This is a genomic window from Lujinxingia sediminis, from assembly GCF_004005565.1.
Taxonomy (GTDB): Bacteria; Myxococcota_A; Bradymonadia; order Bradymonadales; family Bradymonadaceae; genus Lujinxingia; species Lujinxingia sediminis.
In genome coordinates, this window is sequence record NZ_SADD01000001.1 from 298,452 (window position 1) to 323,810 (window position 25,359).

At 64.5% G+C, this 25,359-nt stretch carries 21 protein-coding genes; 4 read left to right on the forward strand and 17 right to left on the reverse strand.

Going from position 1 to position 25,359, the window contains the following annotated elements:
- Positions 1–7: 7 nt before the first annotated feature.
- Positions 8–1,360 carry a glutamate--cysteine ligase gene (locus EA187_RS01215; RefSeq protein ID WP_115603314.1) on the reverse strand — a complete coding sequence of 451 codons (1,353 nt, stop codon included), beginning with the start codon at positions 1,358–1,360 and terminating at the stop codon, positions 8–10.
- 267 nt (positions 1,361–1,627) lie between these two features.
- Between EA187_RS01215 and EA187_RS01220 the strand changes: the two genes are divergently transcribed.
- Complete coding sequence (locus tag EA187_RS01220) at positions 1,628–3,982, forward strand: tetratricopeptide repeat protein (RefSeq protein WP_127778912.1); 2,355 nt, start codon at positions 1,628–1,630, stop codon at positions 3,980–3,982.
- Positions 3,979–5,022: a type I phosphomannose isomerase catalytic subunit gene (locus EA187_RS01225; RefSeq protein ID WP_127778913.1), complete on the forward strand. Its 1,044-nt coding sequence runs from the start codon at positions 3,979–3,981 to the stop codon at positions 5,020–5,022. Before EA187_RS01220 ends, EA187_RS01225 begins: the two co-directional genes overlap by 4 nt.
- A 155-nt stretch (positions 5,023–5,177) precedes the next feature.
- On the opposite strand, the gene EA187_RS01230 is transcribed toward EA187_RS01225, so the two are convergent.
- Positions 5,178–6,494, reverse strand: coding sequence for a hypothetical protein (locus EA187_RS01230; protein WP_115603311.1), 1,317 nt, complete (start codon positions 6,492–6,494; stop codon positions 5,178–5,180).
- A 237-nt stretch (positions 6,495–6,731) separates the two neighbouring features.
- On the opposite strand from EA187_RS01230, the gene EA187_RS01235 reads away from it, so the two are divergent.
- Positions 6,732–7,589: a ParA family protein gene (locus EA187_RS01235; RefSeq protein WP_164855883.1), complete on the forward strand. Its 858-nt coding sequence runs from the start codon at positions 6,732–6,734 to the stop codon at positions 7,587–7,589.
- Between the two features lie 176 nt (positions 7,590–7,765).
- Positions 7,766–9,331, forward strand: a complete 1,566-nt coding sequence (gcvPB, locus tag EA187_RS01240) for an aminomethyl-transferring glycine dehydrogenase subunit GcvPB (RefSeq protein ID WP_115603591.1) — start codon at positions 7,766–7,768, stop codon at positions 9,329–9,331.
- Positions 9,332–9,427: 96 nt separating this feature from the next.
- On the opposite strand, the gene EA187_RS01245 is transcribed toward gcvPB, so the two are convergent.
- From EA187_RS01245 to EA187_RS01315, 15 genes are all read right to left on the reverse strand, one after another.
- Positions 9,428–10,576, reverse strand: coding sequence for an acyl-CoA dehydrogenase family protein (locus EA187_RS01245; protein WP_115603309.1), 1,149 nt, complete (start codon positions 10,574–10,576; stop codon positions 9,428–9,430).
- 92 nt (positions 10,577–10,668) lie between these two features.
- Positions 10,669–11,148: a cyclic nucleotide-binding domain-containing protein gene (locus tag EA187_RS01250; RefSeq protein WP_115603308.1), complete on the reverse strand. Its 480-nt coding sequence runs from the start codon at positions 11,146–11,148 to the stop codon at positions 10,669–10,671.
- 153 nt (positions 11,149–11,301) lie between these two features.
- Entirely contained in the window at positions 11,302–11,805 is a 504-nt protein-coding gene (locus EA187_RS01255) for a hypothetical protein (protein WP_127778914.1), read from the reverse strand.
- A 252-nt stretch (positions 11,806–12,057) separates the two neighbouring features.
- Positions 12,058–12,900, reverse strand: coding sequence for a hypothetical protein (locus tag EA187_RS01260; RefSeq protein ID WP_127778915.1), 843 nt, complete (start codon positions 12,898–12,900; stop codon positions 12,058–12,060).
- A gap of 18 nt (positions 12,901–12,918) precedes the next feature.
- Positions 12,919–13,467, reverse strand: coding sequence for a hypothetical protein (locus EA187_RS01265; protein WP_127778916.1), 549 nt, complete (start codon positions 13,465–13,467; stop codon positions 12,919–12,921).
- Positions 13,468–13,473: 6 nt separating this feature from the next.
- A complete protein-coding gene (locus tag EA187_RS01270; protein ID WP_127778917.1) occupies positions 13,474–14,562 on the reverse strand; it encodes a hypothetical protein in 1,089 nt (362 codons plus the stop codon).
- The gene (locus tag EA187_RS01275) at positions 14,562–16,364 is read right to left on the reverse strand and encodes a hypothetical protein (protein ID WP_115603303.1); all 1,803 of its coding nucleotides are present in this window, start codon (positions 16,362–16,364) and stop codon (positions 14,562–14,564) included. Before EA187_RS01275 ends, EA187_RS01270 begins: the two co-directional genes overlap by 1 nt.
- On the reverse strand, positions 16,364–17,125 hold the full coding sequence (locus EA187_RS01280) for an OmpA/MotB family protein (RefSeq protein WP_127778918.1): 762 nt from the start codon (positions 17,123–17,125) through the stop codon (positions 16,364–16,366). The genes EA187_RS01275 and EA187_RS01280 overlap by 1 nt, the downstream gene beginning before the upstream one ends.
- Positions 17,122–17,898 (reverse strand): motility protein A, encoded by a 777-nt coding sequence (locus tag EA187_RS01285; protein WP_206524149.1) that lies wholly within the window; start codon positions 17,896–17,898, stop codon positions 17,122–17,124. Before EA187_RS01285 ends, EA187_RS01280 begins: the two co-directional genes overlap by 4 nt.
- A 60-nt stretch (positions 17,899–17,958) precedes the next feature.
- Positions 17,959–18,696, reverse strand: a complete 738-nt coding sequence (locus EA187_RS01290) for a tetratricopeptide repeat protein (RefSeq protein ID WP_115603301.1) — start codon at positions 18,694–18,696, stop codon at positions 17,959–17,961.
- Positions 18,697–18,715: 19 nt separating this feature from the next.
- Entirely contained in the window at positions 18,716–19,981 is a 1,266-nt protein-coding gene (locus tag EA187_RS01295) for a hypothetical protein (protein ID WP_127778919.1), read from the reverse strand.
- Positions 19,981–20,970, reverse strand: coding sequence for a hypothetical protein (locus EA187_RS01300; protein WP_115603299.1), 990 nt, complete (start codon positions 20,968–20,970; stop codon positions 19,981–19,983). Before EA187_RS01300 ends, EA187_RS01295 begins: the two co-directional genes overlap by 1 nt.
- Complete coding sequence (locus EA187_RS01305) at positions 20,967–22,937, reverse strand: hypothetical protein (protein ID WP_127778920.1); 1,971 nt, start codon at positions 22,935–22,937, stop codon at positions 20,967–20,969. Before EA187_RS01305 ends, EA187_RS01300 begins: the two co-directional genes overlap by 4 nt.
- Positions 22,934–23,626, reverse strand: coding sequence for a porin family protein (locus EA187_RS01310; protein ID WP_127778921.1), 693 nt, complete (start codon positions 23,624–23,626; stop codon positions 22,934–22,936). Before EA187_RS01310 ends, EA187_RS01305 begins: the two co-directional genes overlap by 4 nt.
- A complete protein-coding gene (locus EA187_RS01315) occupies positions 23,623–25,242 on the reverse strand; it encodes a hypothetical protein (RefSeq protein ID WP_115603296.1) in 1,620 nt (539 codons plus the stop codon). Before EA187_RS01315 ends, EA187_RS01310 begins: the two co-directional genes overlap by 4 nt.
- Positions 25,243–25,359 lie beyond the last annotated feature (117 nt).

The following is a 25,359-nucleotide window of genomic DNA, read 5'->3' on the forward strand; positions in this document are numbered from 1 at the left end:
TAAATTTTTAGATCGCGTGGCGTTTGAGTAACGCCCCGAGGTCGCCGCCGGTCTCGGCGAAGTCGTCGGCGAAACGGTCGGCCAGGCTGCGGCGGCTCTCCACGATCTCGACGAGCGGCTTGAGGAAGACCGCCTCACTTTCGTGACCGTATTCGGCGGCCAGGGCGTCGAGCCCGCGCGTGGCGATGGACACCAGTTCGCGGGCAAGATCGAGCACCGGTCCGAAGGCACTCTCCGCGTGAATGCCGCCGTCCATGGCCTGGACGTAGAGCGCGCGGTGGTTGGCCTCATCGAAGGGCTCGAAGAGTGAGACGACCTCTCTGCGGCTGGGCTCGTGGTAGAGCAGCCCCTTCCAGAGCGCGGGCAGCGCAACGATGAAGTCGCGCGGGCCACCGTCGGCGCTGCGTACCTCGATGTATTGCTTGAGCCGGACCTCGGGGAAGAGCGTGGAGGCGTGCAGCTCGAAGTCGCCGAGCACCGGGGAGTAATCCGGGTGCTTGCCGTCGACGAAGTCGCGGAAGGAGTAGCCCGCGAGGTCGATGTAGCCCTCCTCCCGGCGCACAAAGAACATCGGGACGTCGAGCAAGTACTCCAGATACTCGCTGTAGCCCCAGTCGTTGCGGTACATGAAGGCCGGCACGCCACTGCGGTCGGGGTCGGTGCGGGTCCAGATGTGGTTTCTAAAGGACTGCTTTCCGGTGGGCTTGCCCAGACGAACCGGGCTGTTGGCAAAGAGCGCGCCGACCACCGGGCTGGCGAGCACGGCGGTGCGAATGATGTCGGCAGCGTCATCTTCGCTCACATAGTCGAAGTTCGCCTGAATGGTGCAGGTGCCCTTCATCATCCAGTGGGCCAGGTCGCCACGGGTAGGCATATAATCCCGCATGATCCCGTAGCGGGCCTTGGGCATCCAGGGAATCGCATCGAGGTCGTAGGTGGGGTTAAGGCCCCAGCAGGCAAACGTGAGCCGGTCGCCGCCGGCAGCTTTGACCTCCCGGAAGTGGGTGTCGATCTCGGCGGCGGTATCAAAGACGGTTTTAAAGATCGCGCCGCTGAGCTCGAACTGACCGCCCGGCTCCAGCGTGATGGCCGCCCCGTCGCGCACAAGCGCCACCAGGTGGCCGCGGTCCAGCGCGGTGGCCTCCCATCCGTGCTCGGCCACCAGCGTCTGCAGAAGATCGCCGATGCCGCCTTTCTCCTCGTAGGACGCCATGTTCTGGTCGGAGGCACGCAGCACGAACTTCTCGTGCTCGGTTCCCACACCGCGATGGCGTCGGTCTTTTTCGCCGGCGCGGAAGAAGTCAAGAAGCTGCTCGCGATCGACGATGGGCGAAGTGTTGATGTTCTGGTCGCGGGACATGTACGGCTACTCGGGGAGGGGGGAGGGCGGGGGGGAGTGGGAATGCAGAGGGGGCCGGGGCCCATAAAAAAGACTGCGAGCAGCGAGGCTCGCAGCGGCGCCACACTAGAAGATGGGTGGCGAAGGGATCAACTGCACACACAAGCAATGAGCAGGGCTAAAACTTCCCCGAAAGACGAACTTTCGCGAATCTCGGAGAGCTTGCTGGAGACTCGTCCGCTGTGCTTAGTATGAGGACAGTCTATTGGAGTGACTTTTGGAGGATGCATGACCAGTCAAAATGCGATGTCCGGGCTACGAAACTCTCTGATCCTGGGCACGCTTCTGGGGTTGAGCGCGGCCTGCGCGTCGACCCCGCAGGGGCCGGTGGCCTGGCCTGATACCCCCATTGAGACCGCACCGGCCGGTGACCCGGAGGAAGAGGCGCGCTTTGAGCGCGGCGATGACGGTCTTCTTTATGTGGTCGGCGGTGAGCAACTTAAGGTCGGGCAAGCCGTCTTCGGGCGCTACGATGGCGTCTGGCCCCTCCAGGGGACCGCGCCCCCGGCGCTCTTTGTGGGGCAGGTCGTTGAGAATGCCGGCGCGGCGAGCTGGCGGGTGCATCCGCTTTACATCTTCCCGGAGACCGATGTCATAGCGCTTCAGCCGGCCCTGGAGCTGGCCGATGGCGAGCCCGAATCGATGGGGAAGGGCGTCGGCGAGTTAACCTCGATTGATTACAGCGGCCCGACCCATCTGGGGGTGAACCTCGGGGGCATCGAAGGTGTGCAGCAGGGGGATATGTACCTGGTGTTGCGCAACCCGGAGGCCGAAGGCGTCCCTGCCGGCCAGCTCACCCGTCGGCTCCTGGGCGTGTGCATGATCGTGGAGGTTGAGGCCGAGACGAGCACCTGTCGGCTGCGCGTGGGCCATCACGACTACGGCTGGGCCGGCACGATCAACGAGGGCGATCAGGTACTCTTTGCCGAGCCGAGTTTTGGCAAAGCTCCTGCCGAGGCTGTGATGTATATCAGCCCGGTGGAGGGGCGTGATGAACTCAACGCGAAAGTCGTGGCGCATCTGCAGGCCTATATCGATCGCATGCCCGGTGCGCGCGTGCGCGTCGAGCCCTTTGATGCCTCGATCGACGCGGCCGATGAGAATTTTCACCGCTGGGGTTCGCTGGCCAGCTCCAACGAGCTTCCGGCGATGCTTCTAGGCGTCTCAGTGGTGGATCGCGATGGCGAAGAGCACCTGGTGCTCAACTACACCGGCCTGAGCCCGGCGCTGGGCAGCGGTATGGTTGCCGCTCCCCCGGAGGGCGGTGTGGACATGGGGCCGATCGACGCGCTTGGTGAAGAGGCGTTCGGGCAGGTGGGCGCAACGGTGCTCGGCGCGCTGATGGTCTATCGGGGCCAGAACGCCGAGGCGCTCATGCACCTTCACGACGCGCTTCGCTCGCCCGGGCTCCAGGGGCCCTGGCGCTGGCATGTGCGCGATCAGTACGCGATGCGCTGGGGAGCGCTGGGGCATTTTGATGAGGCCCTCTGGCTGGTCTTGCAGGATGAGGCGATCGCTCGCGCCGAGAGCAATGAGCGCGCGCGCCTCAATGCGCTGGGAACTCGGGTGAGGCTGCTCGACTTCCTGGAGCAGCCCGAGGCTGCTCTGGCCGCGTCTGAGGCGTATCTGCAAGCGCGTCAGGACGAGCGACCCGGCACAAGTTACCTCTCCGCGCTGAGCATGAACGCCGAGATGTTGGCCGGTGTCGGCAACTTCGGGCGGGTGCGCGAGATCGTCGATGAGATCGTGGAGCTCTGCCCCGATGCCTGTCAGGGCGACGCCATCGGACTTCTGGCTGGCATCTACTGGGCCTCGATGGGTGATCCCGAACTCACCACCCGAATCGTCGGCGAGATGCTCACCCTGAGCACGCATACCGAAGACAACGCGATGGCCAGCGTGCGCATGTTCCAGGGGTGGACGGCGATGGGCGAGCGTGAGCTGGAGCAGGCTTTGATCGCGTTTCTGGAGGCGGAGCGACTTTTTGAAGAGGAGGGGTCAACCTACGGTCAGGCCCGCGCCAACCTCTACATCGCCATTGTGCAGATCGGGCGCGATGAGCCTCAGGATGCCTTTGAGCGAGGCATGGCCGCCCTGGAGACGATGACGCGCCTGGGCGACTACGGTTCCACGGTGCAGGTCTACGAGTATTTAAGCGGTCTTTACGCAGACATCGACCCTTCGCAGCCCCCGCAACCCTACCTGGGCGGGGCGGTGCAGGTGCTTCAGGGCAACCTGCAGGCCAAACTCGCCACGGGCAGCTTCGGCGACGCCTCGGAGGCTGCCTTCAGTCTGGCGAATTTCCTCTTTCGGGTCGGGCAGCTCGAAGATGCCGAGAACCTCTTTAAACGCGCGGTGACCCTGGGGTTGCGTTCGACGCGTTTTGATATCTGCGCGCTCTCTCATCTCTTTTTAGGACTTGCAGCCCGCGCTCAGGGCGATATGGAAGGGTTTCAGGACGAGGTGCTTCGCGCTCGTCTGATGAGTGAGCTCGCCGAAGATCCGATGATCGACGAGCTGATCAACAACCTGCTCTCACCGTCCGATGGTGGCGGCGACGACGTACCCACGCAGATGTTATGAGCGATATCACGCCCTATGTGTTGAAGATGCGCCCGCTCTTGATCGAGAAGATCTGGGGCGGGCGAAAGTTGGCTTCCCACTTCGGAAAGGCCCTTCCCGAGGCGGGGCGTTATGGCGAGAGCTGGGAGGTCGCGGATTTGCCCGAGGGGCAGTCACAGGTGGACTCCGGCCCACTCGCCGGGAGCACGCTCAGCGAGGTGGTTGCGCTCTGGGGGCGCGACCTGGTGGGCACGGCGGCGCCGGATGGCAGGCGTTTTCCCCTTCTTGTGAAGGTGCTCGATGCGGCCGCTGACTTAAGCGTGCAGGTGCATCCGGGGCATGCTGATCTGGCGGAGCTCCCCGGTGCGAACTCCAAAGATGAGTGCTGGATGATTCTCGACTCCGAGCCGGGAGCCTCGATCGTGCACGGGCTCAGCGAGGAGGTCGCGCCCGAAGCGTTTGCTGAGGCCGCCCGCCAGGGCACACTTAAGCCTATGTTGCATCACGCGCCGGTTCGCCCCGGGCAGGTCGTACGTGTGAGCCCGGGCACCGTACACGCCATCGGCGCCGGGGTGGCCCTGCTGGAGGTGCAGGAACCCTCCGACACCACCTACCGGGTCTATGACTACAATCGCCCCGGTCTCGACGGGGAGCTGCGCGCGCTGCACCTCGACGAGGCGATGAAGGTCAGTCGGCTGCGCCCCTCCGACGAGGTGGCTGTGGAGCCGATTACGCTTGGCGAGGGCGTTGAGCTTCGCGTGGACGCGCCGGGTTACCGCCTGGAGACACTGCGCCTGGCTGGCGAGCGTCGTGTCCGCTGGGCGGTCGAACGCAGCACGGCGCAGGTGATCTTTTGCGTGAGCGGCCGGGTGGTGCTTGACGACGGGGCAGGCGGAACGCTCGTCATGCAGGTCGGTGAGACGGCCGTGGTGCCCGCGGCATTGAGGCAGGTCAGCGCCCGAACGATCGACGCGGAGTTGGCAGTGGCGGGCCTGGGAGGTGCGCTGCTCATCCGCGAACTCAACGCGGTGGAGTATGGCGAGGAGGTCGCGCCGGTCTGATGCATTCGCTCAGGTTGTTTCAACGATGTAAGCGGGCCGACGCTCCACGCGTCTGAGCGCGAACGAAAAAAGCCCCGCCTCCTCAGGACTGAGGAGGCGGGGCTTTTTCGTATGACTGCATCAGAAGTCAGCATCGCGAGGATGCGTCGACGCGATCACTCGGGAATGCAGAAGTTGGGCATGTTGAAGAACTGACCGGCGATGCAGGTCTGACCGTCAGGGCAGTTGCCGCGAACAAAAGGCGGCGTGGGTATAACGGTAAGCTCACAACCGGTGCACATCAGCCCGTCGCAGGTTTGACCTTCACCGCTGCAGGTGCAGTCGGGGTTGCACATGCCACATCCCGCGTCTCCGCCAGCGCCGGAGCAGGTGTTGGTGGCCGGGTCACAGAACCCGGGGAAGGGGCAGGAGGTTGGGTCGTTGGGATCGCAGGAGCCACCGGCGTTGGGGATCTCGCAGGAGCCGCTGGCAGTGCACTCGTAACCGGCCGGACAGGCGTTGGGGTCGGTGGTGCAGTTGGGGGCCTGGCCGCAGAAGCCGTCGATGCAGAGCTCGCCGGCGGAGCAGTCGGCCGCACCCACGCACTCGGAGCAGCAGTTGTTGATGCAGTAGGGGGTGCCGTTACCGGACTGCCCGCAGATGCCGGGCTGGTCGTTGGAGCAGGGGGTGGCGCAGCCCTGCTGCTGCTCGCAGACCCCGGCGTTACAGACACGACCGGCGTCGCAATCACCGGCGTTTTCGCACTGGACGCAGGCGCAGGCTTCCGTGTCGAAGATCGGGTTGGTCGGGGTGCAGTCTTCCGGCCCGATATCGGAGCAGTTGTTGGTCTGGCAGGTGCCGTTGCTCTCGTCGCAGTATTCGCCAGCCTGGCAGCTCGCGCCGGGAAGGGTGCAGTCGGGCTGGCAGGTTCCGTAGCCTTCAACGCATCGCTCACCGTCGCCGCATGTTACCGTGTTGCAATCGACGATGGGGATGCACTGATCTGTGCCCGGATCGCAGAACTCGGTGCCCTGCTCGCAATCGTCGGTGCTCTCACAGGTGTTGTCGCTGCTCCCGGGAACGCACTCGCCACCCAGGTTGCAGACCTCACCTTCATCGCAGTCGCTGGCGTTCTGGCAGTCGCCGGTTTGGACGCTTCCGCCACAAACACCTTCAATGCAGGCTTCACCGTTGGAGCAATCGTCCGGGCTGTAGCACTCAGGCGCGGAGCAGGAGCCTTCGGGGCGCTCCGGGGTGATCAGGCAGACCTGTTCGATCGTGCAGAATTCGCACTCGGCGACGATGCACAGGCTGTTGGCGCCGCAGACGGTGCCGAGGTCGCAGTCGATGTCGGTGACACAGGTCGCAGCTGCGACGTCGTCACCGGGGCAACCGGTGGAGAAGGCCGCGACCGAAACAACCAGCGCCAGCGAGGCCAGGAAACGGCGCGTACACTGCGCCAGGCTCTGAGGGAAAGTAGTGTTCATCATCATGAGTCAATCCGGTGTATCAGTGCGTCCGCGAAGCTGCCCGGGATCATCCCTGGATGAGGACTACGGCTGACAAGAAATCAGACGCAACTCAGCAGCGAGGCCGTGACGCGGGGGTTCTAGTTGCCCTTGAAGGGACTGTCCACCATACGGGTTTCGCCTTGTAAGTCAAACGCTTCTATGATGTCTTTTCGCCGCTTAGGCCAGACCGGTTCACCTCAAAAACGAACGAAGGCGATCATGCGCAATCTGATTTCGACGGGCTTACGAAAGTTGGTCAAAAACGAGTCGCGTTACCCAAGGGGGCAGCGCAGCGCGGTGGTGATAGCCGTGGCGACGGTGAAGGGAGGTGTAGGGAAAACAACGACCGCCGTCAACCTGGCCAGCGCCCTGGCCACCTTTCACGACAAAAAGGTGCTCCTGATTGACCTCGACGCGCAGGGGCATTGCTCCACGAGTTTGAGTTCGGCGTTACCCGCGGTTGGGCCCGAGCCCACGCCGATAAGCGAGGTGCTGCTTTCGGAGGAGCGCCTTGATGTGCTCGACGCTCGCCGTTCCACCACGATCGCCAACCTCGACCTGACGCCAGCCGATCGGGGGCTGGCCGAAGCCGAGGGGCGCATCAGTCAGAAGATCGGAAAGGAGCTGCTTTTGCGTGACGCGCTGGAGTACGCGCGCACTCATTACGACGTGATTTTGATGGACTGCCCGCCCAATAAGGGGAACCTCACCCTTAACGCGCTTCTTGCGGCCGATCAGGTGCTCATTCCCACCGATCTTTCGCCCTTGAGTGTGCAGGGGGCCGATGAACTTCTGGAGACCGTGCTCACAATTCGGGACCGCCTCCATCACCGTGTCGAGATTCTTGGGGTGGTGCTCACGCGGGTCGATGGTCGAAATGTGACGATCAACCAGGAGATTTTGCAGAGCATTGAGGCGGCCTGGGGCGATCTGGTGCTGGGGCAGACCATCGGCATCAACACCCAGCTTGCGCGCGCGCAGCTCAGCGGGGAGTCGATCTTTGATCATGCACCGCAGAGCCGAGGGGCGGCGCATTATAAAGCGCTGGCCGATGAGGTCATCGCGCGTCTGGGATGAGCTCAGGTACGTCATCTTTGGAGGGATCAGGTTCGGTGTTGCTTGCGCACAGCCCCGGGCCTCTTCTATGAGCAATGCGACACGCGGGTTGCAGGCACACGGTCTGGCTCGGGTGTGTGGTTCGCATCTTTCGCATCGTGGATGTGACGGAGAATCAGCAGATGACGGAGCAAGCGATGGAAAACCCTGTAGGGCTTGAGGCCTTTGTCGAAAACGCGCCAATCTCGCCGGCCGAGCGCGTCTCGCGCGGTTTGCAATTTGAAGAGCCGCTGATCTTTGAGCGCAGCGAGCCGGGGCGTCGCGGTTTTGTCTTCTCGGAGAGCGATTGGGACGTGGAGCGGGTCGATGTCGCCAGCGAACTCGGCGAGCTTCTGCGCGAGAATGACGCGGAGCTTCCGGAGGTGACCGAGCCCGATGTGGTGCGCCATTATACGCGGCTCAGCCAGTGGAACTACGCCATTGATACCGGGTTTTATCCGCTGGGTTCGTGCACGATGAAGTACAACCCGAAGATCAATGAGGCGACCGCGCGGTTACCGGGCTTCGCGCGTCTGCATCCCTATATGCCCGAGCGCTGGACCCAGGGGGCGCTGGAGCTTCTGTGGAACCTGGAGGGGCTACTCTCGGAGATCGCCGGGTTGCCGCATTGCTCGTTGCAGCCCGCCGCCGGTGCCCAGGGCGAGCTCACGGGGTTGATGTGCATCCGCGCCTTTCATGAGTCGCGTGGTGATACGAAGCGCACGCGCATCATCGTGCCGGACTCTGCGCACGGCACCAACCCGGCGTCTGCGGCCTTTTGTGGGTTCAGCGTGGTGGAGGTGCCCTCAAGTCCTGATGGGACGCTCAGCGCGGCGGCGGTCGCTGCTGTGATGGATGAGACGGTCGCTGGCCTGATGATCACCAACCCCAACACTATGGGGATCTTCGAGGGTGAGATCGCCGAGATCTGCAAGGTCGTCCACGAGGGCGGCGGCAAGGTCTATATGGATGGTGCCAATATGAACGCCATTCTGGGGCAGGCGCGCCCGGGTGATTTTGGCATCGATGTGATGCATTACAACGTGCATAAAACCTTCTCGACGCCGCACGGCGGTGGCGGCCCCGGCGGCGGTCCGATCTGTGTGAGCGACGACCTGGCACCTTTTCTTCCGGTGCCGCGCATTGAGCGTCATGAAGTCGAGGGCAAGGCCACGTTTAAGCTCGTGCGCGAGGGTTACGAGCAGTCGGTGGGCAAGGTCAAAGCCTTCTGGGGCAACTTCCTGGTGTACGTGCGTGCCTACACCTACCTGCGCGAGTACGGCAGCAACCTGCCAAGGATCAGCGAGCGCGCGGTGCTCAATGCCAATTATGTACGCACGCAACTCAGCGATACGTACAGCGTGGCGTACCCGGGCACCTGCATGCATGAGGTGGTGTTTGATGACCGATCGTACAAGGCCTCGGGCGCAACCACGCTCGATATTGCCAAGCGCATGATCGACTTTGGGATTCATCCGCCCACGACGTACTTTCCGTTGAACGTGTCGGGAGCGCTGATGGTGGAGCCCACCGAGACCGAATCGTTGCGCACGCTCGATGAGTTTATCCTGGTGATGCGCACCATTCACCGCGAGGCGCTGGAGGCTCCCGAGAAACTTAAGGGCGCGCCGCATAACGCGTTCCGAACGCGCCTTGATGAGACAAGCGCTGCGCGCAAGCCCGTGCTCACCTACCGTCAGGCGCGCGCGCAGCGCGAGGGCTGAACGCGTCAGTGACGAACCGTGAAGCAAAAAAGCGCCTCCCCTGCGGGAGGCGCTTTTTTACTGGCTAAAACGTGGGTCAGAGTCTCATCGCTCGTCTCAGAGTCCCATGACCTTGGAGATGATCTCCTTCATGATCTCGGTGGTGCCGCCGCCGATCGAGAGCAGGCGCGTGTCGCGCCAGGCGCGGGCCACCGGGCCCTCTTCGACGTAGCCCATGCCGCCGTGGAGTTGCAGACAGCCGTCAATGACGCTCATCGCCGTCTCGCCAACCATCATCTTGGCCATCGAGATCTCGCGCTGGCAGGGAATGCCCCGCTCAAAAAGTTGGGCGGCGTGGTAGGTCAGCGCGCGGCAAGCTTCGAGCTGAGCCTCCATCTCCACGAGTTTATGGCGGGTGACCTGGAAGCCGGTCAGGGGGCGGTCGAAGGCGTGGCGTTCTTTGCAGTAGATGATCGTCTTATCGAGCACGATTTGAGCGCCGGCGGTGCCTGTGAGCGCGCCAACCAGGCGCTCTCCCTGGAAGTTCTGCATGATGTAGTAGAAGCCCGCGCCTTCGTCGCCAAGCAGGTAGCGCGCGGGGACCCGGCAGTCTTCAAAGAAGAGTTCGGCGGTGTCGGAGCAGTGGTTGCCGATCTTTTCGAGCTTTTTACCAACGCTGAATCCCGGAGTGTCGGTGGGGAAGAGGATCAGGCTGATGCCGCCGTAGCGGTTGTCCGGGTCGGTGCGCACGGCCAGGGTGATGAAGTCGGCGCGGGTGCCGTTGGTGATCCAGGTCTTCTGACCGTTGATGATGTAGTCGTCACCGTCGCGTTTTGCGGTGGTGCGGATGCCGGCGACGTCGCTTCCGGCACCGGGCTCGGAGACGCCCAGCGCAGCGATCTTCTCGCCACGGATGGCGGGTATTAAGAACTCTTCTTTCTGCGCGTCGGTGCCCAGCTCGCCGATGATGGGCGTGGCCATATCGCTCTGCACCAGCATCGCCATCGCCAGGCCGGCCATGGAGCTGTGTGGAAGCTCTTCGGCGAGTACGGCGGTGTGCCAGATGTCTCCACCTGCGCCACCGAGCTCTTCGGGGTAGCGACAGCCGATGAAGCCCAGATCGCCCATCGTTTTAAAAACCTCGCGAGGAAACTCGCGGGCGGCCTCCCATGCTTCCGCGTGGGGAGCGAGCTCCTTGAGGCAGAAGTCGCGCACGGCCTTACGAAACATGTCATGTTCGTCAGTAAACTGGGCGTACTTTTTCATGCGGCGAGCTCCGTGAAAGCAGTCCATTTGTGCTTGAATAGCCACAGTTTACGGACGCGACGCGCCGGCGACAAGGTTGCTCGCCGGGGAGCTTATTCAAACATGTTGGACATGGCGAAGAAGGCGATCTTCTCGTTGCTCTCGCGAAGTCGGGAGGAGAGCGTGCCGACAAAGCTCCAGAGGATCTCGTTGGCCAGGTCGCGGTCTTTGCTCATGAGCTCCAGGAGGGCGTCGCGTTGGAGCACGCCCAGGTGGCAGGTGCCCCCGGCGATGGCGTGGGCGCTACGCACGGCTTTGTCATCGAGCAGCGCCATCTCGCCGAAGTATGAGCCGGCTTTCAGAAACGCCAGCGCCTCCTCACCCACTCCGTGGATGTCTTTGGAGATGCGGACTTCGCCCTCCAGGATGATGTAGAGAGCGTCGCCTTTGTCGCCTTCGCGGAAGATAAGCTCGGCGGGTTTAGGGCGCATCGTGGTGGTGATAGCCAGGAGCGACTCCAGCGCGCGGTCGCTGACGCTGGCGAAAAGATCGACGTCGCGAAGCGCGGAGATGTCGAGAAATGTCCAGCTCACGGGCACCTCGGAGGTTGAGACGAGCCAGTCAGATAAAAAGAACGAGAAACGGATGTGTCTACGTCGAGTGTACGCGCTGGGGAGGGGGGAGCCATAAAAAAATCCCCGACACTGTGAGGTATCGGGGATGAAGAACACGCGAAGTGTAACGAGTTATTCACTTACGCTCAGAGCAAGTTCGGGGCTTGAGAACTCGACGGTACCATCGTGCAGGAGCTCCAGGACGATGGCCGTGTCGCCGGCGGCCAGTGCTGCGATGTCAAGGTGGTCACCGTGGACCGCGACGGCTACGACGCCCTCGGAGCTGCCTTCGGCGACGCTTGCCTGGAGGGTGTACTCACCGCCGAGAGCAACGGCGTTGCCATTGGCGTCGGCAATGCTGACGCCGACTTCAAGTTCGTCGCCGACGTAGAGTGCTGGAATCTCGCTATGCCAGTGGTCACCGTGAACGTCGGCGAGGACCTCGTCGTTGGAGGGGTCGAAGAGCATGAGTTCGAATGCTGTTTCGTGACCGTGGTCATCGTGATGGTCGTGGTCATCATGACCATGATCATGGTGATGATCCTCGTGCTCGGTTGTGTCGGTATCGCCGCATGCGGTGATGCCGGCGGTGAGAAGTGCGATCAAAAGGAGGGCGGGAAAACGAAGACGGTTCATGATGGGCCTCAGTGAGCAGGAGAGAGTCAGCGCACGGGGTGCGCACGTTTATGATGTTGGCGTCGCGGGAGGTGACGCCCTGGGAGTTTGTTAACGCAATGAAGTTGCATTTGCAATATAAATGCAACTTCATTGCATAAGGTGCTCCGGGCGTGCCAGTTCGGACGTGAGAGGGGCGTAAGGCGCGCGCACAAAAAAAGCGCCCGGGAGAGGGCGCCTGTTGGCATGAGTTGATGTGGCGTTAGCTGAGGTTCAGTCGGCGTTGACGACGATGGGAAGCGCCGCGGGGGTGTGCATGCTCATGCCAAAGTAGTCGAGCTCCAACACCACGCTGACCTCGCCAGGGCTGAGGGCGGTGAAGGTTACCCGTTCGACATCGACGGTCCAATCCACGACATCTTCGGCGGCATCGTCTGTGAGGACAGGAGCGACGACGTGGTCGCCCATCTCCATGGGGTCGCCGGATTCGCCAATGTAGAGGACGTCGACGGTGAGGGTATCGCCGACGTTGAGTTGCAGGGGGGCGCCGGAGTAGGCATCGCCCTCGATGGTAGCGATCGGGGCGTCGTCTGCGGAGACAAGCTCGACGCGGGAGATGTCGCCGTGATCATGGACGTGTTCTTCGCCCAGGGTGACGACGCGAGCGACCAGGGCGGGGGACTCAAAACGCAGGGTATCGTCTTCGAAGAGTTGAACGTGAAAGAAGGTCTGGCCGCGTTTGAGGGCGGTTAAGGTAAGGAGGTTGTCGTCGAGACTCAGCTCGAGGATGTCTTCGGGGGCGCCGTCGGCGAAGCGGAGCTCGGCGTGCAGGTTAGCGGAGAGGTCGAGCGGGTTGTCCTCGGCGTCGGCGAAGTTGAGGGCGATGGTCAGGGATTGCTCTTCGGCCACGGGAGGAATCTCGCCATGACGATGACCTTCGGAGGCCACGACCCAAACGTCGCCGGTATCGGGGTTCGTGATGGTGAGGCGGTCGCTCCTGGTGTCTTCGTTGTGGCCGTTGTGCTCATCGTGGTGGTGGTCGTGCTCACCACCGCCGCAGGCGCCCAGCGGGGTGATGGTGAGAAGCAAGGCGACGAGCATGGTGCGGTACTGCATATGAGGCTCCGGTGGGGCTTAGAGAGTAAGTCCGAAGACCAGGCGGCGATGGGCCGGTGCAAGATCGTCGGGGAGGGTCCAGTCGGCGATGCGAGTCTCCAGACAGCGTCGCAGGCTTTCGTTGAGGGCATCGGGGCCAGCGTTGAGGCTGACGTCATTGATGCTTCGGCTCTCGTCGAGGGTCAGGGTGACGCTGAGGCGATAGGTGGTGCCGGGGTCGCGCGTGCAGCCTTGAAGCGAGATGGACTGGTCCCGGGCCCAGGCGAGCAGCCGTTGGCGATCTTCGGCGCTCGTGGGAGGCGGGCTCGCGGGCAGGTGGGGATCACTTTTGACCGGTCGGGCGCGTGAGGGTTTGACGGGCTTTGCCGGTGCGGGCTTTGTCGGTGCGGGAGGAGGCTCTTCCGGGCAGCGTTCCACGATGCGGGTTTGAGCTTTGGGGCAGGGCGCGGGAGCCTCGATTTCGGCGGGCGGAGGCGCGCAGAGCCGTGGGCCGAGTAAAAGGCCCACGGCGAAGCTCATGGCCATGGCGGCCACCTGGGTGGCGATCTGGGAGGTGCGAGGTTGCATCGAAGTTCAGCGCAAAATGCGTTGCAGGTAGGCCGCGGCGCTCAGCGCGGCGCGGTCGGAACGCGAGGAGAGGGCCTGGCAGAGGTCGACGTTGTAGCCTTGGCCGCCGCTGGAACGAAGGTCGTTGATGAAGGGGCCGAAGTAGGCGTTTTCGGAGGGCTCCATCACGTCGAGGGCACCGGCGGGGAAGTTGGGCTCAGCCAGGCAACGGTCGGCAAATTGCTCAAAGGAGACTTCTTCGGCGGTGGCCACGGGCATATGGAAGATGCGCGAGGGGCTCAATCCGGAGGGGCCTGGCAGCGCAAGCCAGCTTGCGAGGTTGGCGTCGTCGGTGGTGCTCGCATAGGCCGCGGGGCTTTTGCCGTCGAGCTGGCAGGCCTGGCTGCCGTGTGCGCAGGGGCGAGAGGTGCCGGTGAGGTAGATGATCACAAAGCCGTCGGCGGCCTCTTTGAAGTAGGCGCGGGAGTCGTTGAGGGTGCCCGTCGGGTCGAAGATCGTGGCGCGGTCGAGGTCAAGGCCGAGCGCCGCGAGGTTTTCGCCGGGGACGTCAGTGCGGGTGTCGAGGTGACGCTGGCCCTCCTCACCAATGTAGTAGAGCAAGGTCTCGGCCAGGCCGAAGGCCTGGCCGGGGCCGCCACCGATGTCGTCCGGTTGAGAATCGCCCGGGGTGGGGTTTTCATCGGGCTCGGGACGAGGTTCGGAGGTTTCGCCGTCTTCGGGGAGGGGTTCGCTGAGGTTGCTGCCGTCGTTGCGGGGCGTCACCTCGCTCTGCTCGGAGCTTGAGGGGAGGGCGGGGCGGCCGTAAATCAGCGGCGGGGTGTCGCCCTGGCGGCGGTAGAGCGGAGCGACGGCCATCTGGCGGGTGGTGATGTTGTATTCGCCAAGCGCGTATTCGAACATTTCCATGAAGTTAGCATAGCCGCCCATCAGGTTGGCCGAACCGCGGGGCAGATCCACCAGCACGAGCACATCGACGACTTTCGGGTCGAACTCCTCGCCGGGAGGTGGGGGCGGGTCGACGTAGCGGATCAGCGTGCAGCCGCTCAGCATGGAAAGCGTCAGGGCGATCGATACCATCAGGGCAGAGCGTCGCATCAGAGGACCTCGGGTTCGGTGGGGGGGGCCTGTCGGGCGTGGGCTCCGCGGCGCAGCGCGTTGGCGTTGTAGGTGGCGACCTCAAAGCCATCGCGTGCCAGGGTGGTGCGCAGTGTTTGGGAGAAGGTACGACGTGCCTCCAGAAACTCCGCGCGGGTCGAGGGGATGTCCAGCGAGAGCTCGGTGGCCAGGGCCTGTCGGGTCGAGACGGGCGCGCGCGCCAGAAGATGATCGGCGATGTCGCGGCGGGTGCCGCGCATAAAGAGCGCAAGCGTCTCGACCGGGATGCGATGCAGGGTGTTGGCCAGAGGCTCGTCGGGCACGTGCATCGCCGCCGACTCCAGAACCATCTGGGAGAGGACGACGTCGGCGACGGCGGGCTTCTTGGCGAGGATGTCGCGCAGGATGTCTTCCTGCTCGCGCAGTGCCAGGGCTCCGATCATCTCGAGCATCATCGAGGCCTGGCCCTGAGCCTCGCGACCGGCATCGATGAACTCCTCGGCCATCGCGCGCTGGCGTGCCGCGAGCTCCCGGGCCTGGCTGCGGGAGAGGGCATCGGCGTCGCTGGTCTCCAGGAGAAGATCGCGTCGTTCCTCGCTCTCCAGCCCTTCGAGGTAACGCGAGCGCACCACTGGCGAGAGCCGTGTGAGCACAAAGGCGCGCTCCCGACGGGTGCAGCTCTCCAGCAGTGTGGCGATATGCGCCAGTCCCAGGCCTTCGAGGAACTCCCACTCGGCGTCGGTGGAGCCGTCGTCGAGGACCTGCTGGGCGGTCAGCCGCGCGCGGGCTTTTTCGGCGATGGCGTGGGCCTCATCGGCCTCAAGCGGTTGATCGCGGCGGGCGACCTCCTCGGCGATGGTTTCCATCGGGGCGCGCAGTGAGGCGTCGCGGCGCACATCGCTTAAGATGCCGGAGCCGACGAGGCGCACCAGCACGGCGAGCTCGGCCGGATCGTCGGCGATCCAGGCGCGGAGCATGCGGTTGAGCACCGGACGTGAATGTTTGAGTTCGTCGCGTAGAAGATCGACGTCGGGCATCGCGCGTGGACGGGCGTCGGGGGCCTCCTCGGAGGGGCGGGCGGGCTCGGGGGTGGGCTCTTGGCGGCGATCGGTGAGGGCTTCGAGCCGGCGCAGGATCATGATGATCAGGAAGCTCAAGATCAGCAGGGTGGCCAGCAACGCAATCCAGGGGAGCGCGTCTTGCCAGAGCGGACGGCCTTCCTCAACGGGAGGCTCCGGGGTGGGAAGGGGCTCGGCGGCGGGTTCGGACTCGGGATCTTCAGCCCGGGGTATCGGCGGCAGAGGCAGGGGGCGCGGGGCGGGCCTGGGCTCTTCCTGCATCATCGGGGGCATCGGCGGGAGCTGCGGCTCGGGGAAGTCTAGGAACTCCGGGCGAACCTCGATGGTGGGGGCGATGTCTTGCAGGCGAAACTGGGCCATGCGCGCGATGTTGGCGCGGAAGTTCTGCGGCAGCTTGCTGTCGAGGAGCACCGTGGCCTCAATGCGACTGACACGGGTCTCGTAGCTTGAGCCGGCTACAGAGTCGCCAAAGCCCGGGGTGACGCGGCCCACGGCGCGCGGGGCCTCGACCACCGCGCGCAGCTCCACAAGCTCGCAGCGCCCGGGGCAGAGCCGGCTGAGAAGGCCTTCGAGTTCGGCGCGGGCCAGCGCCTCGGCCTGAGCGCGGGTGCCTTCGATGGCGGCACGCTCTCCGGTGCGACCCTGGGCAAACGCTGGCGAGGCGCAGAGTGCGAAGGCTGCGGCGATAAGAGCAAAAAGAAGATGGTGGCGAGCTCGTAGCATCAGAAGATCTCCTGGGGGCTTTCCGGCACAGCATCGCCCGGGGAGTCGGCGTCGGGGTAGAGGCGTTGCACAAGATCGGGATCGAGGGCGTCGATGCGAATGACCACCCGGCGGTTGGCGCCGCGAACTTCATGGAGTGCGGCCTCATCGAGGGCGTCGACGGTGGTGGTGTCGTAAAGATCGACCTCGGTGGCCGGGCGAGTGTCGGCAAATCCCTGCACAGACATCCGTCGGCGATCGAGGCCGGCTGCGGCCAGGCGCTCCATCACATGGATGGCGCGCGAGGTGGAGAGCTCCCAGTTGGAGCGGTAGCGCCCGGAGACCACCGGCACATCATCGGTGTAGCCCTCAATGACCAGACCGTAGGTCGGGCCCAGGTCGTCGACGAGGTGGCGTTCAATCGGCTCAAAGACTTCGAGTGCGCGCGGTAAGAGCTCGGCGCTGCCGGAGTTAAAGAGCAGCGCATTGGAGAACTGGATCTTCAATCCCTCGTCATCCAACAGGGTCTGCACCTCTCCGCCGAGGGCCTGCTCCTCGATAACACGATCGATCTTCTCCTGGACTTCGTGGAGATTGCCGGCCCGCGAGCCGGTAAAGGCCTGGACGAGCAGATCGTACTTGGTCTGAGCGATGGTCGAGATGGAGAGGAGCAGGATCATGAAGGTGAGCAGGATCGTCATCATGTCGGCGTAGCTCACCAGCCATCCGGCCTGCCCGGTGGGGACCTCTTCGGTGAAGCGCTCCTGAATCAGCTGCGTCACGCGCTCCTCCTGGAGGGCTCGATCGGGGTGAGTGCGGTCTGGCGTCCCTGGCTGAGAAGTTGCTGAAGTTCATGCAGGGGGCGGCGTCGGGCGATCTTGAGCATGGCGTCGACGACGAGGTTTAAGTTCTCGGCGCGCTGCAGCCGGCGCTGGCCAATGAGGCGGGCCAGGGGAAGGTAGATGAGGTGGGCCAGCAGGAGGCCGTAGAAAGTGGTCAGCAGAGCGATGGCCATGCCCGGGCCGAGCTTTTCGAAGTCGCGCATGTTGGCCAGAAGTTGAATCAGGCCGATGACGGTGCCGATCATGCCCATGGCCGGGGCGAAGTCGCCGAGGCTGCCAAAGACGCGCTCGCCATTCTGAAAGGTGGAGAGTTCGCGGCGGCCGATGACCAGGGCGTCGAGCTCAAGTTCTTCGGCGTGGGTCTGCTGGAGGAGCTGGCGGCCCAGGTGTTTGAACATCGGGTCGGGCTCGCGCTCGATGATGGCCGAGGCCTCGGCGGGGCGCTCGGAGCGAATAGCCCGGGCAAAGGCCAGAAGATGCTCCACCAGGCGATCGCGCTCGGCGGCCGGGTTGCCAACGAGCGCGCGACCCAGGCCTTTGAACGCCGAGCCGATGACGCCAAAGCGGTAGGTCAGGATCATCAAGCCGATGGGCACCCCGCCGAGAAGAACGGCGGAGTACATGTTGAAAAAGCCGCTGAATTCCTGACTGATGTACTGAAACGCCGTCAGAAATGTGGCGATGACGATCAGCGCGCCGATCAATACGTGCATGGTATCTCCGTGCAGGGGGCGCCGGTGCGGCGCGCGCTGCGGGTGAGGAAGGCGTCGTGCTCAGTCGAGATCTTCGGTGTCGGGGCCCTGGTCGAGCTGGCGCAGCGCATCGATGACTTCGCGGTTATCGGGCTCAATTTGCAAGACCTGTTCCCAGGCCTGGCGGGCCAGGGGCTCACGGCCCAGAAAACTCCAGAGAGTGCCCTTCATCATCAAAAGTTGCACGTCGTCGGGGTAATAGCGCTCCAGATCGGTGAGGTGGACCATGGCCATCTCGTGGTTGCCGGATGCGGCCAGGCGCTTGATCTCTTCGACGCCGCGGTAGTAGCTGGGGCGAGAGGGGGCGGGCGCGTCTTCGGCGCGTCCGTCGGGGCGTTGGCGCGGCTCGGCTTCAACCTCACCGGCATTGCGATCGATGATGTGTTCGCCGTCGACGAAGGTGCCTTCCCGCTCGAAGTTGGGGTTGGTGCGCCGCAGATGTTCAATCAGCTCGCGGTCGGCCGGGGTGAGCGGGTGATGGGTGGGGTAGACGTCGTTTTGCTCGCCATTGCTGCCGAGCGGAATGCGCATCTCGTAGCCGGTGGCAACTTCCGGGAACTCCACTTCCCAGTCGCGGGAGCCGTCGCTCATACGCACGACGTAGCGCTGCGCCGGGATGGAGCCATCGCCCTGATATTGGGGGGCGGTGGTAGCGGCCGAAGGCACGATGAGCGGGCCCTGGGCCGCCTTGTTGCTGTTGGCACAGGCGCTCAAAAGCAGGGCCGCAGCGGCGATCAGGAGTGTCTGGCGAGTGTTCACGTCGGATCCTTCGGTCGAATTACCAGTTGAAGCTGGCGCGTGCTTTAAAGCCAAAGCCACCCAGGTCGTAGCCGGCGTATTCGGTGGGGAGGAAGTACATCAGGCTTACGCCGGCTCCGAGACGGAACTGCAGCACGGCGTCCAGGCCCCATTCTGCGGAGAAAGAGTTGCCCTCGCTGCCGGCGAAGAAGCCACCGACGGTGGGGCCGGTGCGCAGCTTTAAGCTGTTGAGGTTGGGCGGAAGCAGCTCGCGCTGGAAGGTTGCCCCCACGAACGCACCGAGCAGGCCGTTGGCATCCGAGAAGTTGGCAAAACCCTCGGCGCCGACACCGAAAAGGTAGCGTCGATCTTCGCCAAAATGCTCGTAGAGGCGGTAGCCAATGGCCGCGCCGGTGATGGCACCGGCCGGCCCATCGTAAGGAATGGTGCTCATGCCCAGGTAGAGGATGTGGCCGTAGTAGGGGCGCTCCTCGAGCTTTCGCTCCAGCTCGCGCACGCGCTCGGCGCGGCCGACCACCCGATCGCCGGAGCGCAGGATGGCGGCGCTGGTGGCGTCGGAGCGGTAGGTCTCACTCCAGAGGATCGCGCCGTCGTCGGCGCGGAAGATCTCCAGCTGCATGGCGGCGACGTTGGCCTCGGGGAAGAAGTGAAAGCGAAGATCCAGGTAGGTTTTGACGCCCAGGCGCTCGGCCTCGCGGCGCAGATCTTCGTGTTCGGTCAGGCCCATGCTCACCACCCAGTCGTCGCCTTCGACGCGCGAGCGCATCGCTCGGCATGCGATGCAGCGTTTGATGCGGATGTCGGTGAGGTTGGTGACTGCCGAGACAAAGGTGCTCTGGACGAAGTCGCCAAAATGCATGCTCAGGTTTGGCGAGACGTCGAGGTTTCGCACCGCCACCGGGGAGATGACCGTCGGGTTGAGGTCGGCGATGTCGGAGAGGGCCTCGTCGACCATCTCTTCAGCGAGCTGGTAGAGGGTGACGGTGCTCGCGCTGGTTTGAAGTTGGCGCGCGGTGCTTGCGGAGGCCTGGCGCTGGCGCTCTTCGGCGGTGGGAGCGGCGCGAAGGACGGGGTCATTGCTGCCGGATTCAGCGGCGTCGCCCTGGCGCGTCACCTCGCTCGACGCATCGTCGCTGGCCGGGGTGTCTTCCAGGCGAAGCTCATCGCCGGATTGTGCCAGCGCTGGCGAGGCCATGACGAGCAGCCCGAAGAGCGTGACCAGCACCAGCGTCATCGTGGCAAGGGCGCGGTGCGGGAGGTTATGGATTGGGTTAAACATCATCATCAGAAGGCCCATCCCAGGGTGAAGTCGAAGCTAAAGAGGCCGTCGGAGTTCATGTAGGCGCGGAGGTTGTCGCGGGCCTGGCGGTCGTAGGCGCCGGGCGCGTAGCTGACTTGATTGTAGAGCACGCGGCCGTGGGTGACGCCCAGGCGCGCGTTGAGCCCGAAGGAAAACTGGGCTTCAAAGCCCACTGCGGCACTGACCAGGTGGTATGTGACCTGCGTGTCGGAGTTGCCTCCGCTGGAGTAGTTGTAAAACTCGCCCGATCCCATGCTGAAGCCGGCGCTGAGGTAGGGGGAAAGCCAGCGGGACGAGGGCAGGTAGGTGGCCTGGGCGGTACCCAGGATGAGCGATTGGTTGCCGTCAATCGATCCCAGGGAAGGGTCGTCGGGCTGGTAGTAGAGGTAGCTGTTGACGAAGCGCGCGGTGGCCTCCGCGCGCAGGTGGCCGCCTAAAAAGGTGCGTCCGACGAGCATACCCGTGCCCAGGAAGTGGGCGGTGAAACCCGCCAGCCAGGGTTTATCGACACGGTGGATGTCTTCTTTACGGCGGGCGAGGATGACTTCGGCCTGGCGGCGAGTCTCGAGCTGCTGGCGGGCGATGTCGAGATGGCGGCGGCTGCGCTGGTGTTCTTTAAGACGCTCAATGCGGCAGCGGCGGTTCTGGCCGCAGACTCGGTCGGCACCCCCGTCGTAGGCATCTTGAGGTGGCGGTGTCACGTCGGTGATATCGCCTTCGGTGGCCCGGGTCTGCGCATGGCGTTCGGCGACCGCTTCTGGAGAGAGGCAGACGGTTTCGACGCAGGAGAAGCCCTCGTCGCATTCGTCGTGGAAGGTGCAGCGCTGCTCTGTCTCGGTTGCCTTTTTGTCGGCTTTGGAGCCGAAGAGCCCGCTCAGGCATTGGGCATCGGCAGTGGGGGCCAGTGAGGCCAGGGCGAGGGTGCATAGAGCTATGATCGCAAGCAACGACGCCGTTTTTTGAAGGATGGTCATGGCGCCTCCGTCGGTTGCTCGTCGGAATCGGTGCGTGCGTCGCGCTCAAAGTCGAAGCCCGTCGGCCACTCACGTAGCGAGCCCTGGTCGCGGGGCACGATAAGCAGAGAACGCACCGGTGGCCAGCTCATGCGGGGGGTGGGAGCATCGAGGGCCAGGTAGGCGGGGGGCACGTGCACGGTACCCAGAATCAGGGCGGTGGCCTCATCACGGCCCACCCGCTCTGCATAGCCGCGCGGATGATCTTCCAGCAGCTCGCCGGCCAGGTGGTAGAGCTCCTCAAGCTCCTCGCCGATGGCGGAGTCAGGGGTGGTGCGCATAAAGCGTTGGAGCTCCTCGATCATCAGGCCGAGCCAGCGCTGGCGGCGGGCCTGGTCGGCGGGGGCGTCGCCCCACTCGGCCATCAGGGGGAGCGCGGCACGGAGCACACGCGCGAGTTGGGCGTCGGCTTCGGCAAAGAAGGTGGCGCGACGTCGGGCGGGGATCACCTCGACGAGCGCGTCGGGGCGAGGGGCGATGAGGCGAAGAGCCTCGACAAAGGAGGGGGCGTCGTCGAGGAGGAAGGCTGCCAGCGCCTGCGTGGCGTGGTAGCGCGGCCGCCGGCGCGCGTCCCGATCTTCGTTGAGAAGATGTTGCGCCAGACTCTCGGCGACGCGGGGGCGTCCGGCGTCGATGGCCACATCGGCCAGCTCAGCCACACGCTCCAGGAGTTTGTTGCGGGGCCCGAACTCTTCGAGAATTTCAAAGGTGCGCGCATCAACCTGGTAGGTGGCCAGTTCGCGCAGAACCTCCTGATAGACCGCACCCAGGTAGGGGTTCCTTGCCCGGTCGCGATCGCGAAGCGCTTCGCGGGCGGCGCCGAAAAATGCGTCGGTGCGCCCGCTGCGGCGTAGTGCTGTGACTCCGAAGTAGGCGTGGGCCTCAAAGTAGCCCGACTGCGGCGGAGGCAGAGGAAGCGCGAGGTCGGCGGCCTCTTGAAAGCGGCCCTGCAGCCAGAGCAGGCGCAGGCGCAGATAGCGCGCCGCGAGTGCGATGGGGCCGTCGACCGTGTCGCTGAGCAGGCGCAGGGCGTCGCTTGCAAGCTCGATGTTGCCGGTGGCCATGGCCAGGGAGGCCTGTCTGGCGAGGGTGCCCGGGGAGGGTGCGCGGGCGTTGACACGCTGGATGTGCCCGAGGGCATCGTGGGCGGCCAGGGTGGCGTGGGCGCGGTCGCGGGCAAGGGCGACACACGCCTGAGGATCGCTTGTTTCGAGGTCGCGCTCCAGACGCAGAAGCGAAAGATCGACGAGGTGGGCGCTGAGCGTGTCATGCATATGCGCAAGATCGGGCTCAAGCGCAGTGTCGAGACGTTCAAGTATGGTGCGGGTCTGGTCGGATTCGCGTGCAAGCCACATCGCCGTCGAGAGGTCGCGTGAGCGTTGTCCGAGTGACTCGCATTCCCAGTCGATCTCAACCGCTGCGGGGCGCTCGCCAGGCCAGCGCTCGGTATGGGCGGGCCAGGTCACGATGTCGTCGGGGCTGTCGGCCGGCTCGGTGTTGAAGGCGTCGCGGGAGGTCAGCGTGGTGTGAATGGTGCCCGTATGCCAGCCGGCGCGCTTCTCGGCGGGAAGCTCAAGCGATTGGCGGACCAGGCGACGACGGCGGGTGTCTTCGAGCGCGATGAGGCGCGCGAGCAGGTGCTCGGCGAGGGCCTCATCGCGGTGGGCCAGTTCTGCGGAGGCCGTCGGCTCGACGCAGGTGGCCAGAGCGAAAAGGTCTCGGGCGATGGGATCGAGCGAGGTTGCGGCACCGCGCCGGGCCCGGTGGGTCAATCGTTGCTCGGCCTGACTGAGATCGCCCCGGTGGAGCGCATCAAATGGCCCCTGCGCCGGATCGTCGATGGTATCGAGGGGCATGCAGGCCGTGAGCAGAAGCGCGGCAAGGGAGAGGCCCAGGCGAGCTCCGGTGGTGTGGGGACGCGGGGTCATGGCTGGCCTCCGCGTGGGAGCGACCAGCCGAAGCTCAGCGTGGGGAGTACCCCGAAGGCCGGGGTGATTCCGCGCTGGCGACGCTCGAAGTTGGCTGTGAGGAGAAGATCGAATTTGACCTGCAGATCCCACTTAAGATGCACGAGCACGCCGGGCCCGACGGCGATGCTCGGGGCGATGCGCTCCTCGGCGAAGAGCACGCCGGCGTGGGCGACGAGCTGGGGATCGAAGCGGGTGACGAAGCGATCCCAGAGGAGGATCTTGGCGTAGCCCACCGAGCTGCGTACCCCGGCGCTCAACCATACGTCGGGGGCGCGAAGGTCGGGTGCCAGGCCGCTCTGCTGCAACACGGTCTTGCCGGCCTGGGAGAGGGAGCTGTGGAGGCGGAGCAGTCGGAGCTCGGCGCCCCAGCGCTCGTTGAAGTAGTAGCCGGCGTCGAGCCCGTAGCCGGGGCTGTCGTAGAAGTCGTTGCGTACAAGCCAGGTGCCGGTGGCGAGGGCGTAGAAGCGGGCGCTTTTATCCCCGACGCGATCTTCGACCGTGGCGCGCGCGTTTACGGGCGGGGTGTTGGAGAGAGGTTCAACGCTCGCAGGCGCGGGGGAACTCTGAGCGTGGGCCGGCGGTGTGCTGGTGAGGAGGACGCTGACACCGGCGAGCAGAAGTAAGGTCGGGCGTAAGGAGGCGTTCATCGTCCTCCCCACTGGCAGGCGTTGGGGGTGTTGAGCCAGGAGCTGTAGACCAGGCCGTTGCGTCCCCTGAAGGCGTTCTGGCAGAAGGCATCGCAGACCTCGTAGACCACCTCAAGGGAGCCTCCGTGGAAGTCGCCCGAGTACGAAAACTCCGATGTGGTGAGTGCGTAGCGAAGTCGCGGGAGAGCGCCGGCCGGCCATTCGAGTTGTGGCGCGTTAACAGGGTACTCTCGCTGCCCGGCGATGTAGGTCGTGGGGATGGGCAAAAGTTGGCAGAGCTTGAGGTAGCGCGGGGTTTGAGAGCCCGGGGGGAGCGGCAGCTCCAACTCGTAGTTCTCCAGCGGGGGAGTGCTTGTCAGTGGGAAGATGTAGCGGACGGCCGAGCGCAGCGGAGGCTCAAAGTCGCGGCTCTCCAGCGCCTGCCAGGGGGTGTTCCACGACCAGGTGATGCCCGGGTAGGAGACCTCCGAGCCGACAAGCCAGCCAAAGCTGTAGGGCGCATCGGGCAGCTCGGAGGCTTCGTTGAAGGCGCGCAGCTGCGCCACCTTTTCGGGGGTCGCGTTCAGCTGGAGGTTGTTGATGACCACCAGGGTCAGCGCTGAGCGCTCGACCTCATCGGCCATCGCGTTGCGGCCCTCGGCGAGGATGTCGTTGACGGGGTAGTCGATGCTGGTGGACTGATCGCATCCGGAGGTCGGCATGCCCTGGCGATCGCGCGGGTAGTACATGCCCAACTCGCGCACCGGTATGTGTTCCTCGGCGAACTCGCTGAGGATGGTCTGGCGCACTGCGTCGACGATCTGCTGGCAGCGCCCGGCGTTGGTCACCTGGAGATCGACCAGAAAGGCGATGTGGGTGGGGTGGCGAATCGCCTCAATGCTGTGGTCGAGCTCGGCGACGTGGAGCACGGGGCCGGGGTCCAGGCGCGCGACCTTATGGTGGGCGGGCTGGTCGGTACGTCGGGGACGTACGCCCATGCATGGAGGGTTGTCTGTCCAGCTCTGGGGTAGCTCAACCCGATCGCGAAGCGCCTGCCACCCCTCGGTCGGAGGGCTGGGGCAGGGGGCCGCGTCTTCACCGGGGGGAGCATCGAAGAGAACCCACTCAAAGGAGCGACGGTGCGGCAGGTTGATCGTCTTCAAAAGATCGGTGAGACCGGCGTCAGCAAAGCGGTTATTGGCTGTGGCGACCGGTGCGATGTCGAAGCTTGCGGCGACCTGCTGTGGCCGCACAGGTGCCGAAGGGATGAGGCCGAATCGTTTGTGCGTGGCGCGCAGGGCGGTGCCGCTACTCGGGGGGCTCCAAACACCGGGGAGCTGGTATTGCAGGCAGAGGTAGAGGCGATCGCAGGTAAAGGGGGCTGCGGGAATAGGCGCTTCGCTGAGCTCAATCGGCCGTAGTTCGCCGTCTTGCCAGAGCTCGTAGCTCAAGAGCTCGGGGTCTGCGACGTCGGCGATGCGCCAGACCAGGTAGGTCAGATCGTCGTGCTCAGAGTAGACGGCCTGCAGGGCGCGGGGGGCGTAAGGGCTCGTCTCGAAGTCGACAAAAGAACACGAGGCGGCACCGAATGCGGCGCTCAGCGTGAGCATCAGGATGTGAAGGCGATAGGGGGCCAAGCGCGAGCTCCGACCGAACAGAGATAAAAGACGGTCTCGGGCTCAGCAAAGCTCATGCCAGCACGTGAAAAGGGGGCTTCGAGACGTCATCGCATCGGGGAGGCACCCTAGCTGAAA